At 41.7% G+C, this 14707-nt stretch carries 4 protein-coding genes; all 4 read left to right on the forward strand.

All coding sequences use genetic code 11. The features are described from left to right. Nucleotides 1–328: 328 nt before the first annotated feature. Nucleotides 329–10885 (forward strand): KxYKxGKxW signal peptide domain-containing protein, encoded by a 10557-nt coding sequence (locus IE337_RS01370; RefSeq protein WP_191136513.1) that lies wholly within the window; start codon nucleotides 329–331, stop codon nucleotides 10883–10885. 314 nt (nucleotides 10886–11199) lie between these two features. Next, on the forward strand, nucleotides 11200–12195 hold the full coding sequence (locus IE337_RS01375) for a D-2-hydroxyacid dehydrogenase (protein ID WP_057745376.1): 996 nt from the start codon (nucleotides 11200–11202) through the stop codon (nucleotides 12193–12195). Nucleotides 12196–12221: 26 nt separating this feature from the next. Then, entirely contained in the window at nucleotides 12222–13370 is a 1149-nt protein-coding gene (locus IE337_RS01380; RefSeq protein ID WP_191136514.1) for a PTS sugar transporter subunit IIC, read from the forward strand. A gap of 181 nt (nucleotides 13371–13551) precedes the next feature. Then, nucleotides 13552–14700: a PTS sugar transporter subunit IIC gene (locus tag IE337_RS01385; protein ID WP_057745381.1), complete on the forward strand. Its 1149-nt coding sequence runs from the start codon at nucleotides 13552–13554 to the stop codon at nucleotides 14698–14700. The last annotated feature ends 7 nt before the right edge of the window (nucleotides 14701–14707 follow it).

The raw sequence follows: 14707 nt of genomic DNA on the forward strand, positions 1-14707 counted from the left end.
GAAATCATTACTTTACTCATATTTTTATTTAGTATATGCCCTTTACTATTGTATTAATGTGAAAAAGGAAATTTTTCTCATTGTGAATTTTGTAACCAATGAGTCAAACTATATCGAATGATAGATGTAAGCATACCAATTGTGTTGTTTATGTTATGAAAAGCCTTGCAATTTAAGGTTTTAAGCGTAAGATATAGGTGTATTAAAAATTAGGCTTATACTCGGTAAAATGTGAATGACCAATAAAAATGCTCATAAAAATAGGCGTTATGAGGGGATTGGTTTGCAAAACAGTTGGGGAACCTTGGTAAGTTAGGAGATAATAAATATGAGTAGATTTAATCAAAATCGACGTGCGGAGATTTTTGAGAATAATAAAAAAGTTCGTTTCCGTATGTTTAAATCAGGAAAACAATGGCTTGTATCGGGAACAGCCACGTTGAGCGGGGTTGTTGGTGGCTATTTCTTAGGTGGAACAGGTGCCTTTGCTGATACAACAAATGCGAAAACAATTGAAACGGATGATAAGGCGCTCCTTGTGAATGCGGACACAGCTACTATTCCAGCTGTAAACGATGACGCGACGAGTGCATCACAATCATTAAGTGTCTCAACTTCAAAAAGTGAGTCATTTAGTGTTTCAGTTTCTGAAGCTACGCTTTCAGAACAAGTGACACAAGCTGATACAGACAATCGTTCAATGGTTTCAACACAATCTGTTGAAAGTGCATCAATGTCTTCCGTAACGGTGGAAAGTGATCATGAAAGTACACAATCTAATAGTGTTTCAGATCAAACGGATGATAGTCATGTCCAAAAATCCGTCTCGGTGACAGAACAACCAAACGTCAGTCAATCTGAAAACGACCATGTGGTACAAGCTAGCGAAACCGATAGTGACAGTGGTTCTACGAGTGCTTCAGCAATTCAAGATGATGCAACCGTATCAGCCTCAATGAGTGCCTCAATCCGTCAATCAACATTGGATAGTGCCTCAGTTTCAACCTCAATGGCGAATGCCGTTAAAGATGGTTCTTTGGTGACGTCTAAAAGTGCATCACAAAGCTTAAAAACATCAGCCTCTATTTCAAGTTCCAAGGCAAGCTTGAAGAAAGCGGCACCACGTGTACGTATGCTTGCCGCTACATCGTCACCTAAGCCAAGTACAAAGGTACCTGGACACCAAGCCGACGTTGAAAGTGGTATTGAAGGCGGACAAGCAAATGCTTTTTTGAATGCCGTTGATCGAGCTTTGAAACTCGCTGGCTTTAGCGGTGGATTAGCATCAATGGGTCTTTCTACTGATATCAGTGATATTTTGGCATCCAACAAAGTGATTTACGATGGTGAAACTGGAACGATTAAAGTTACTTTGAGTAAAGGATTTTTGAGCGCCTTTGGAAAGATGGATGGAGTGCTTTACTATTGGGATCCAACTGCTAACCGTGGCGCTGGGGCTTGGACTGAAGTCCCAGGCTCACGTCAAGCTATGCAATCGACTGATAGTGAAGCGGTGATTAGTGTGCCATTTAATCCAACTGACGCAGGTTTCTCAGATGGGGACACAGTCTATTTCCAAGCCGGTGTTAATACATCAGGTCTCTTACAATCAGTTGCGGATGCGGTTACCAAAAACATGGGACCGGTTGCTGGTGGTATTGTGCAAGGAATCGTGGGTGCATATGAAGCTACCCTTGGAACAGGGAATAACTATGAATATTCTGACGTTCAAGGTGCGCAAGTTGTCACTGACTTTGAGTCAATGTCAACTTCTGCATCAGCCAGTTTGTTAGATTCTCAAGATGCTTCAATTTCAAACAGCATGGAAGCTAGCTATAGCATGGCTAAGAACAGTGAATCTTATGGACAAGACTCATTGGATAGCTTTTCAGCAACACAAGATTCTTTGGATGCCTCAATTTCAACAAGTTTACTTGATTCGGCTTCAACTTCTAGTTCATTCTCAATTAGTGTCTCGAGCTGGCAAGAAGATGCTCATAATCTTTGGCCAAGTGTATCCAAGAGTGCGTCAATTCAGGATTCTAAAAATAAATCTGAAAGTACTTCAGCAAGTACGGCATACGATACAGCTTCAAAAAGTGCTAGTCGCTCAGAGACTGTTGCCTCAACGTCAACTAGCAAATCAATTGTGAGTGCTGCCTCTAATGCTGTGAAATCAAATGCATCTATTAGTAAGGCTAATAGCCAAACGTCTGTTGCTAACAGTACATCTGCTTCAAAGAGTGCCTCAAAAGCAATTTCAGATAGTATTTCAGCATCACAAAGTGTGTCAACTTCTTTGTCTAAGGCTAATTCAACGGCTAGTGCGAATGCTTCTCGTTCAGTAACGGGTAATATTATAACTGGTTGGAGGGTTGATTCAGTGATGTCAGCATCCTTGACTGCATCAATGTCTGGCTCAGCTTCAATTTCAGCCTCAGCCTCAGCGTCAGTGCAACCAATTGATGAAATCAATTCAAAGCAAGCCTCTGCAAGTATTTCTCAAGCAAATTCAGCTTCGCTTTCTGCTTCATACTCAAAGCAAGTTGCTGACTCTGAAACATATGAACAAACATCGCTGGCAAATAGTTTTTCAAAGTCAGTCGCTGATGAAGAGGCTAGTGAAGATTCGTATTATGATTCAGCATATGAGAGTCAATCAATCTTTTCTGCTTCAAAGGGCGCAAGTCAATCAGCGAATGTTTCTTTAAATACATCATTGGATAATTCATCAAGTCAGTCATTGTATGATTCAGTGAGTGTATCAACTTCATCCTCAAAGTCGGTGATTCAATCAACGATTGATGATCGGGCTAGTGCCATTAGTTTGAGTAACTTTTTGGCGAGTCGAGCTGATTCACGTTCACGTTCAACATCATTGGCAGATATTGATGCTTCAATCAGTGGTAGTATCCGTAGCAATGTTGGTTGGATTTTCATCGACCAAAGTGCTTCTAAGTCTGGTTCAATTTTTGTGAGTCAATCAATTGCTGCTTCCACTTCAAAGTCGGTTTCTGAATGGCCAGCTTTCTCGGAATCTGATTCAAAGCGTAGTCAATCAACAATGGATTCTTACTATGATTCTATTGATGGGCTATTCTCAGGTAGCCGTTCGACTTCAGCTTCAACGAGTTCAAGTTTGACGGTAAATTCAGAAGAAGATTCAACATCAACCTCTAGTTCGATTATTGAAAAGTATTTGCCACACTATGAAGCTCTTTCAAAGAGCGAGAGTGCGTCAATGGCTTCCGAAAGTGCGTCAAACTCAAAGGCTGATTCTGAATCAGCATCAACTTCAAAGTCGCTTGCCGAATCGAATTCTGATTTGGATGCCTCAACTCAAGCTAGTCAATCAAAGGTTGCTTCGCAAAGTAAGTCACAGTCATTGATTGACTCACAAAGTGCGTCATCAAGTCAGGTGGCTGATTCACTTGCCGACTCACGCTCGAATACCTTATCAACAACAGATCAATCAGTTAGTGCGAGTCAATCAAAGGTTGATTCACAGAATGCTTCAGTGAGTGCACGTCATTCACGTGAGGATAGTATTTCAAATGAATCAAATAGTGCCAAAGCGTCAGTGATTGATTCTGTTTCAACCAGTGCTTCTAAGTCAAACTTAGAATCAAAGAGTCTTAGTCATATTTCTGAAAGTGTGTCTGCCTCTGCCTCTGATTCTGAAAGTGCTCGTCAATCAAAGAGTATGGCAAATGAGTTGAGTACGTCCGATGCTTCAATTAGTGCTTCAAAGTCGATTGATCAGTCACAACGTGCTTCACAATCTGCTTCGAAGACACCAAACGACGCTTCATTGAGTGTATCCGCTTCAAAGTCAAATCAACTTTCACAGCGTGCGTCAAATAGTGCTTCGCAATCAGTTTACGAGAGTGTGGCCAGTGAATCTTTGAGTGCAGCGGCATCAACCAGTGCTTCTGCTTTGACAAGTATTTCAAAGTCCATCTCACAAAATGAAAGTGCTGTTGAAGCATCAAAGAGTGCTTCAGCTTCGCTTTCTGCTAATATCAGTGAAATTGCCTCAACAAGTACAAGCATTTCACGCAGTGCTAACTTGGATTCACAAAGTGCCTCCGCCTCAACGTCTGATTCTGACAGTGTTTCAGCTTCAAAATCAGCTGCAGATGATGATGCCGTGAAATCAAAGTCAGCTAGTGAATCAATTGTGGCCTCAATTGAAGCCTCTATTTCTGCTTCAATTAAAGATGATTCAACGATTGACTCAATGAATGAGTCTTTGTCTGAACAACAGTCAAATTCAGTTGTCGCCTCAAAGTCAGCTTCTGAAGAGTTGAACTCAGAATTGATTTCACTTTCAAAGTCAGCATCGGCTTCAATCGGCGTTTCTGAAAATGCATCAGCTGATAAGTCGAACTCATTGAATGAATCAATTGTGACCTCACAATCAATCCTTGATTCAGAAGACGACTCTCGTTCAACGTCAACTAGTGGATCAATGTCGACATCACAATCGATTGTTGATTCATTGAACGAAAAATCAATGAGTACTTCAGCAAGTGTGTCTGCGTCATTAATGGAACTAACTTCCGAGTCAGATTCGATTAACGCATCTATTTCACATTCACAATCGTTGGTAGATAGTGCCGCAGATGCTTCAACTTCTGCTGCTGATTCAAAGGAAGCATCAATTTCTACTTCGGCGAGCCATCTCGAAAGCGATAATACATCGCACTCTAATGCTTCAACTTCTGCTTCAGCTGCAGTGGATGCTTCGAATAAGGCTTCGGCTTCAAAATCTGTTTCAGTGAGTGCATCAAATGCTTCTGTTTCAGCTTCAGAATCTGTTTCAGTATCAAACCGACCTTCAGCAACAAATGAATCAGAGAGTGCAGCTCTTTCGAAGAAGGATTCAATGGATGGTTCTGTCAGCCAAAGCGAGTCACGTCAACAAAGTATTTCTGATGCATCTGAGTCAGCATCCGCTTCTACGCAAACTTCTCAATCAGCTTCTCAATCAGCCTCAGAATCACGAGTTAAGCAAGATGAAGACAGTGTTGCATCTGCTTCGGCCTCAACTTCTGATCAGCTTAGCGAAGTTGTCTCAAAGAGCCAAGCGGATTCACTTAGTCGTTCAATTAACTCAGCGTCAGCCTCGGCCTCTGATAGTGTGTCGGCCCGTGAATCAACTTCGAACACGAATTCAGATAGCGATGTAGATAGTGCATCTTTGTCAACGTCTGCCAGTCTTTCTAAGGTGACTTCACAAAGTGGTTCAATTTCAACATCAAGTGCTGAAGAGGCGGCTTCAAAGGTTGTGTCACAATCATTGGTTGATGCAACGTCTGTTTCGGAGTCAGGCTCAATTTCGAAGTCAACTAGTGTTGCGCAGTCTCTTGAGTCTGCATCACAAGAGGCCTCAGATTCAACGTCTGTCTCAATTGATAAGTCAATGAGTACGTCCAATAGTTTGGTCAACTCATTAGCAAGTGACTCAACATCAGCTTCATTGTCTGATAGTTTGTCTAGCTCAACCAGTGCATCAACTTCTGATAGTGATTCCATTTCAAAGCAGGTTTCTGAATCAGAAAGCGCATCAACTTCAGCAAGTACTTCGATTTCTTTGAGCGATTCAAGTTCAATTAGTTTGTCTGAATCATTGAGTGCTTCAAAGTCACTAAGTACTTCTGAGTCAGATAGTGGTTCAACATCAGTTAGTGTATCTACTTCAATCAGTATCTCTAATTCCGAAAGTATTTCAGGTTCAGTGAGTGGCTCAACATCTGTTAGTGATTCACAATCAACAAGTTTGTCAACTGAGCAAAGTTTAGAGGATTCAATCAGTGTGTCGAATTCTGAAAGTACATCAGTTTCAGTGAGTGGTTCAACTTCATTGAGTATCTCTCAATCTGATAGTGCATCTATTTCAGAAAGTACATCGGCTGAAAAGAGTTTGTCAGAATCAACGAGTGTTTCACTTTCTGAGAGTCTATCGACATCAAAGAGTCACTCTGAATCTGTAAGTGCATCACAATCACAAAGTGGGTCTGATTCAGTCAGCGTATCGGCGTCAACAAGTGCTTCACTGGAGAAGAGTTTGTCAGCTTCGAAGAGTTTGTCTGAATCAATCAGCACATCCACTTCAACGAGTCAGTCAGATTCTACGAGTGCTTCAAATGAGGAAAATGCCTCATTGTCAAAGCAAGCCTCAATCTCGATGAGTGTATCAACTGCTGTTAGTGTGTCGACTTCAACAAGTCAATCTGAATCGGCTAGTTTGATTAGCTCGGTTAGTTTGTCTGAATCAATTCGCCAGTCGCAATCAGTCAGTGTTTCAAAGGTCACCAGTGCCTCTGTTTCAACGAGTGCTTCGCTTTCGACCAGCTTATCGACGTCAACCAGCACATCTGGCTCAGTTAGTCGTTCAGGATCAACAAGTACCTCAACATCGTTGAGTGATTCGACATCAAAGAGTGCCTCACTCTCTGAGAGTACGTCAACTTCAGTTAGTGGATCGGTTTCGACAAGTACGTCAACGTCAACGAGCGTCTCTGTTTCTAAGAGTGATTCCGACTCAAGTAGCCAATCAACTTCAGCGAGTGTGTCAGCATCAACCAGTGATTCAGATTCACACAGTATCTCGCTTTCAAATAGCGAATCAGCTTCAGCTAGTGATGCGGCATCAATCAGTTTGTCTGACTCACAAAGTCAATCAGCATCAAAGAGTGCTTCAGAATCATTGCGTGTTTCAACAGCAACGAGTGTGAGTGCATCTGAATCTGTCAGTGTTTCTGGTTCATCAAGTGTATCAGCGTCAACGAGTGATTCGGATTCACAAAGTATCTCATTGTCAGAGAGCATTTCAGGATCAGTAAGTACTTCAACGTCAGTCGAAACATCATTGATTGCAAGCAAGTCAGCGTCACAAAGTAAGGCTGATTCAATTCAGGCTTCTGAAGCAAGTAGTTTGTCAGCATCCGTTAGTGATTCAGTTTCGCTTGTGACATCTGAGTCGATTAGCACTTCAAGTTCATTGAGCCATTCACTTTCATTGAGTCAATCAACGTCAACAAGTGTTTCAGGTTCCTTGAGTGCTTCGGCATCATTACAAGGTTCTACCTCGACCTCAGTGAGTCAGTCAACGTCACAGAGTATTGCGACTTCAACGAGTGTTTCGACCTCAAAGAGTCAATCAGCCTCAGCAAGTGACGCGGCTTCAATTAGCACATCTGCTTCAAAGAAACAGTCTGCCTCATTGAGTGAATCAGCTTCGTTGAGTGGATCAGTTTCATTAAGTGAGTCAGTTGTTAAGAGTCAATCGATTTCAGTAAGTGCATCCATTTCTACGAGTGATGCCGCCTCACTGAGTGATTCAACTTCATTAAGCAACTCTGTCTCAAAGAGTCTGGTGACGTCCACAAGTGTTTCAACCTCAAAGAGCGGTTCTGCGTCAAAGAGTCAATCAGTATCGCTAAGTGATTCAGTTTCAAAGAGTGGTTCAGATGCAGTAAGTGTTTCTGTGTCAGAACAAGCATCAGTCTCAAGCTCTAAGAGCATCTCGGCTTCAAAGAGTGCGTCTGAATCACGTAGTAAGCAAGATTCAATAAGTCAGAGTGCGTCAACTTCGGCTAGTGACTCTGTTTCAAAGCAAACGTCTGAGTCGCTTAGTCAATCGGTTTCTGCAAGTGCTTCGCACATTGAGAGTGAGATGACATCAAAAAGTGCGGCTGTTTCAATTAGTACCTCAACCTCGTTGAGTGATTCAACCTCGAAGAGCCTTTCACTTTCAAACGTCACATCAACGTCGTTAAGTGATTCAACTTCTAAGAGTGTGTCAGACGTGGCAAGTGTGTCGACATCGCTAAGTGGTTCACAGTCAAAGAGTGCTTCAGATGCAATTGTTGATTCAAAGATTCACAGTATCTCAAAGTCAACGAGCGAGTCGCAATCACTTATTGAATCGCACTCAATCAGTGCGTCGAAGTCAACGAGTCAATCAATCTTAGATCATGAATCAATTTCAACAACAATCGTTGATTCAACGAATACGTCAAAGATTGAAACTGAGTCTGAATCGGTTAGTGCTTCTGAATCAACAAGTTTGTCTAAGTCAATTCTTGAATCTACGTCGGTTCAAACATCAGTCTCAAAGCAAACGTCTGAGTCAGTAAGTACGTCAAGTTCAATCAGTGTTGATGACTCAACGCAAAAGTCACAATCACGTGTCGTGTCGATCTCAACAAGCGTGTCAGCTTCCGTGAATGACTCGACTTCAACGTTAGATTCAATTTCGGCAAGTGACTTGGCTTCAAAGAGTGCCTCAAAATCAATTGAAACTTCAGAGTCATTGCGTCACTCAATTTCAAAGAGTACATCTGATTCTGTTGATGTTGAAAACTCAAAGAGTGCGTCAACATCAAAGTCGGGCTCAGCTTCACTTGAGGCATCAAAGGTGGGGAGTGACTCACTTTCAAAGAGTGCTTCACAATCAATTGCCGTGTCAGGTTCAACGAGTGCGTCTGTTTCTAAATCAGCTTCACAATCAAATGCGATTGCTGATTCAGAGAGTGCGCTTCTCTCAAAGTCTGCCTCGGTTTCAAAGCAAGTTTCTCTTTCTCAGAGTGTTTCAGGTTCAACGAGTCAATCAAATGAGGCGTCGGTCGATGGCTCAGTGAGCGCTTCAACCTCAGCTGAAAAGTCTTTGTCTCGTGCAGATTCTGAATCAAGTAGCGCTTCAACTTCAAGCAGCAAATCGTTGTCAGTTGTTGCTTCAATGTCAACGAGTGATTCGCTTTCAAAGAGTCGGTCAATCTCTGTCGTAACGTCAGACTCAATGAGTGCATCGATTTCTGATAGTTACTCAGTCTCGGCAGTTGTTTCAACATCAACGAGTGCTTCAGCTTCATTGAGCGATTCGACTTCACTCGAGACTTCAAAGTCACAAAGTGGATCAAGCTCAAAGAGTGGTTCTGTTTCAATTGCAACCTCTCAGTCAATGAGTCGTTCAACCTCAACCAGTCGCTCACAAGTTGTTGATGCATCGAAGTCTGCAAGTGCCTCTGTTTCTGAAGCTGGCTCTCTTTCAACGGTGAAATCATACTCAACGAGTGCCTCAAGTTCGAAGAGTCTATCACTGTCAAAGCAGACGTCTCAGTCAGATAGTGCTTCAACGTCTAAGGTTGCTTCAATTTCAATGGTAACGTCAAAGTCTGTTAGTGCATCAGGATCAAGTAGTTTGTCTATTTCAAAGATGACGTCAGTATCTATGAGTGCATCATCATCACAAAGTGTGATTGATCAAATTTTCCAAGATCGTAAGGATGCCGCCAAGGATGCGGTGAACAAGTTACCAAATCTAAGCGACAAGGAAAAGCAAGACTTTAATAAGCAAATTGACGACGCCAAGACCAATGATAAGATTGATCAAATCGTGACGGATGCTAAACATAAAGATGCCCAGAACTTGCAAGATGCTAAGGGTGCGGGTAAAGATGTCATTAATAAGTTGCCAAACTTGAATGACCAAGATAAGGACGCCCTTAACAAACAAATTGATGCTGGTCAAACGGTTGATCAAGTGCAACAAATTGTTAAAGATGCCGCCAAGGATGCGGTGAATAAATTGCCAAACTTGAGCGACAAGGAAAAGCAAGACTTTAACAAGCAGATTGATGATGCCCAGTCAATTGACGTTGTCGATCAAGTTGTAAATGATGCCAAGCATCAAGATGGACAAAACTTGCAAGACGCTAAGGATGCGGGTAAAGATGTCATTAATAAGTTGCCAAACTTGAATGACCAAGATAAGGACGCCCTTAACAAACAAATTGATGCTGGTCAAACGGTTGATCAAGTGCAACAAATTGTTAAAGATGCCGCCAAGGATGCGGTGAATAAATTGCCAAACTTGAGCGACAAGGAAAAGCAAGACTTTAACAAGCAGATTGATGATGCCCAGTCAATTGACGGTGTCGATCAAGTTGTAAATGATGCCAAGCATCAAGATGGACAAAACTTGCAAGACGCTAAGGACAAAGCTAAGGATGTTATTAGCAAGTGGCCAAACCTAGATGATCAAGCTACGGATGCTTTGAACAAACAAATTGATGCTGGTCAAACGGTTGATCAAGTGCAACAAATTGTTAAAGATGCCGCCAAGGATGCAGTGAATAAATTGCCAAACTTGAGCGACAAAGAAAAGCAAGACTTTAACAAGCGGATTGATGATGCTAAGACTACTGACGCTATTGATCAAGTTGTCAAGGATGCAAATGCTCTAAATGATTCAAGAAACTTGCAAGATGCCAAAGATGCTGCCAAGGATGCGGTGAATAAGTTGCCAAACTTGAGCGACAAAGAAAAGCAAGACTTTAACAAGCGGATTGATGATGCTAAGACTACCGATGCAATTAATCAAATTGTTAATGAAGCTAAGCAGCAAGATGCTAAGAATTTGCAAGATGCTAAGGATAACGGCAAGCATGTCATCGATCAGTTACCAAACTTAAACGATCGTGAGAAAGATGATTTCAAGCGCCGTGTTGATAATGGGCAAACAATCGATGAGATTAATCGAATCGTTGCTGATGCCAAGGCGAAGAATGCACAAAATTTGCAGGATGCCAAGAATAACGGTAAGCAACAAATTGAGCAATTACCAAACTTGACGCCAAATCAAAAGCAAGACTTTAAGAAAAGAATTGATGATGCATCATCAATGATGGAGATTCAAAACATTGTTGATGAAGCAACGCAATCAAATGCCGGACAAGTCATGACCGGACAGCAGGCACAATTGCCAGATACTGCTGTAAATGCACAGTCTAACTTGGGCGTGTTAGGTGGAACGATGTTAGGACTATTAACATTGTTTGGCTTAGGTAAGCGCCGCAAGCGTGAAGAAGAGAAGTAATTAAAAAGATTTTCTTCACATTAGAAAAGACCTTTTGCTTAAGCAAAAGGTCTTTTTTGTATGGACGGGCATATCAATGCGTTCAAAATAAGGATGTACAGTAACGCTATTGAATTCACAATGTTAAAGGAAGCTCATCTTTTATAAAGCACGTAAAATAAGTGTGATATAATAAAGTTTGTGAGTATGAAAACGATTACAACTAATCGGAAAACGTTTTAATTGTTGACTACTTCACAAGTGGACGCGTATAATTAACGATGGTCAAAAAACTTATGTATCTATCTTGAATGGGTATTATGGAGGAAAATATAATGAAGATTTTTGCTTACGGAATTCGTGAAGATGAACAACCAGCATTGAAGGAATGGGAAGGTAACAACCCTGAAGTCGATGTAGAGTTTACAGATCAATTACTTACACCTGAAACAGCTGCTTTGGCTAAGGGTGCAGATGCAGTCAATGTTTACCAACAATTAGACTACACTCGTGAAACTTTGTCAGCATTGCATGAGTTGGGTATCAACAAGATGTCATTGCGTAACGTTGGTATCGATAACATCGATTTGCCAGCTGCGCGTGAATTTGATTTTAGCATTTCAAATGTGCCAGTTTACTCACCAAATGCGATTGCTGAACACTCAATGATTCAACTTTCACGTTTGCTACGTCGCGCTAAGGCATTGGATAAGAAGATTGCTAACCATGACTTGCGTTGGGCACCAACAATTGGTCGTGAAATGCGTATGCAAACTGTCGGAATTATTGGTACTGGTCACATTGGTCGTGTTGCTATCAAGATTTTGCAAGGATTCGGCGCAAAGGTTATCGCTTACGATAAGTTCCAAAACGATGACATCAAGGCTCAAGGATTGTACGTTGATACTTTGGATGAGCTTTATGCACAAGCAGATGCCATCTCATTGTATGTTCCTGGTGTTGCTGAAAACCACCACATGATTGATGCCGATGCCATTTCAAAGATGAAGGACGGCGTTGTTTTGGTTAACGTTGCTCGTGGAAACTTGATGGATATCGACGCCGTTATCGACGGTTTGAACTCAGGTAAGATTTCTGACTTCGCAATGGACGTTTACGAAGATGAAGTTGGTTTGTTCAACGAAGACTGGTCTGGTAAGGAATTCCCTGATCCAAAGATTGCTGACTTGATTGATCGTGAAAACGTATTGGTAACACCTCACACTGCCTTCTACACAACTAAGGCTGTTTACGAGATGGTTACACAATCAATGGATGCATCATTGGCCTTCATTAAGGGTGAAACACCAGCCATTGCGGTTGAATACTAATATTTATTTGAGAGTAGGGAAAAAATATGAATAATCAAGTTTTTGACGGTAGCTATAAGTTTACCGCTAAAGATTTCTTCTTTAAGGTGCTGAATGGGTCAGCACAGGGTATCTTGATTGGTGTTTTGCCATCAGCCGTACTTAAGTATGTGCTATTGCCATTCATCAAGAGTGGTCAAGCTTGGGCCATGGACTTCAATGCTATTTTGGTATTGTTTAGCTCATTTATTCCAATCTTGATTGGTGTTGCAATTGCTTTGCAATTCAAGATGAAGCCACTTGATGTTGGTGTTATGGCCATTGCGACTGGTGCTGCATCAGGTTCAATCAAGTGGGCGACTGCTCCAGCTGGGTTTGTGAACCCGGTTACTGGCGTTAAGTCAGTTGTTCCTGGAACAGTTTATATTGCTCAAGGTGCCGGAGATGTGATTAATGCTATGATTGTTGCGGCAATCGGTGTTGTTGTTATCTGGTTAGTTGCCAAGTATCTTAATGGGTTCGGAGCTGTTGCCATTATTTTGAGCCCACTTCTAATTGGTGGTGGTGTTGCGATGGTTGGTCACTGGATTGCACCATATGTTGGTGCAATTACAACTGCTATCGGTAACGGGGTTGAATTGTTTACTTCACTTCAACCACTTCCAATGGCTATTTTGATTGCAATGGCCTTCGCCTGCTTGATTGTTACGCCAGTATCAACTGTTGGTATTGCGTTGGCAATTACATTGTCAGGTGTTGGTGCCGGTGCTGCCGGTGTTGGTGTTGTCGCAACAACTGTTGTTTTGTTGATTAACTCATTGAAGGTTAACAAGCCTGGAACAACAGTTGCCATCTTCTTGGGTGCCATGAAGGGAATGATGCCTTCCGTATTCAAGAAGCCAATTATGTTCCTTTCATTCTTGGCTACTGCCGCTGTAAGTGCGTTGCCAGTTGCTTTGTTTAATGTTCAAGGAACACCAACTTCAGCCGGATTCGGTTGGATTGGAATGGTTTCACCTATTCAATCAATGTTGGCTGATGGTCCTGATAAGGTCTTCATCAACCACGTGGTTAGCGTTGTGCCTGGTATTGTGACTTGGTTCATCGTACCAATCGTTGCTGGATTTGTAATGGATTACCTTTTCTCAAAGGTTTTGCACTTGTACTCTCCAGAAGATTTCAAGCAAGATATGTAATTAAAAAAAGATCGTGGATGCTCAGCATTCACGATCTTTTTTTATGAAACGCTTAATTCTAAGTATTATGTGAAATGTTGCACTTGTATTCATCGCTGAATATGGTAAAATACATTACTGTTGTGTAATATATTGAATTGTTGCGTACATTGTATATAAATAAAAAAATTGGAGTAAACAAATGACTAGTCAAACCTTTGATGGCTCTTATAAGTTAACTTTTAAGGACTTCTTTTTCAAAGTGCTAAATGGCTCAGCGCAAGGAATTATCATTGCGGTCTGTCCATCAGCCATTGTTAAATATATGCTGTTACCATTTGTAAATAGTGGTCAAGCTTGGGCAATGGATTTGAATGCAATCTTGGTTCTCTTCTGTTCCTTCTTACCAATCATTATTGGGGTGCTCACGGCTTTGCAATTCAATATGCGTCCATTGGATGTTGGGGTAATGGCAATTGCGGTAGGGGCTTCAACAGGGTCATTTAAGTGGGGGACAGCACCATCAGGGTTCGTTAACCCAGTGACCCACCTTACGCAAACGCAACCAGGAACATTATTTATTGCTTCTGGTGCGGGTGATGTGATTAATGCCATGATTGTCTCTGGAATCGGTGTTATCACAATTTGGTTAGTTTCGCGGTATCTAAATGGTTTTGGAGCAGTTGCAATTATTTTAAGTCCACTATTAATTGGTGGTGGGGTTGCCATGTTAGGTAACTTTATTGCCCCTTACGTTGGTTCTGTTACGGCGGCCATCGGTGAGTTCGTGGAGATGTTTACCGAACTTCAACCATTACCAATGGCCATTTTGATTGCAATGGCCTTCTCATGTATCATTGTGACACCGATTTCGACAGTTGGAATTGCGCTTGCTATCTCATTGTCTGGACTTGGAGCTGGAGCAGCTGGAATTGGTGTTGTTTCAACGACAGTTGTGTTGCTGATCAATTCACTTCAAGTGAACAGTAAAGGAACTTCAGCAGCCATTTTCTTGGGAGCAATGAAGGGAATGATGCCAAGCATCTTCAAGAAGCCACGTATGTTTTTGGCCTTTATCACAACCGCAGCGATTAGTGCCCTTCCGGTTGTGATGTTTAATGTTCAAGGAACACCAACTTCAGCCGGTTTCGGTTGGATTGGAATGGTTTCACCTATTCAATCGATGGTGGTACACGGCGCAGATAAGACGTTTATGTCAAATGCTGTGGCAGTTGTGCCAGGATTGATTACGTGGTTCGTGGTACCGATTGTAGCTGGTTTTGTAGTTAACTATGTCTTCACGAAGATTGCACACATGTACTCAGCTAAAGATTTAAAACAAGAAATGTAAACGAAAA

Origin of the sequence: Weissella viridescens (genome assembly GCF_014789145.1) — a bacterium.
Lineage (GTDB): Bacteria > Bacillota > Bacilli > Lactobacillales > Lactobacillaceae > Weissella > Weissella viridescens.

Coding starts and splice junctions, on each gene's coding strand:
- IE337_RS01370 (WP_191136513.1), top strand. CDS start 329: ATGAGTAGATTTAATCAAAATCGACGTGCGGAGATTTTTGAGAATAAT.
- IE337_RS01375 (WP_057745376.1), top strand. CDS start 11,200: ATGAAGATTTTTGCTTACGGAATTCGTGAAGATGAACAACCAGCATTG.
- IE337_RS01380 (WP_191136514.1), top strand. CDS start 12,222: ATGAATAATCAAGTTTTTGACGGTAGCTATAAGTTTACCGCTAAAGAT.
- IE337_RS01385 (WP_057745381.1), top strand. CDS start 13,552: ATGACTAGTCAAACCTTTGATGGCTCTTATAAGTTAACTTTTAAGGAC.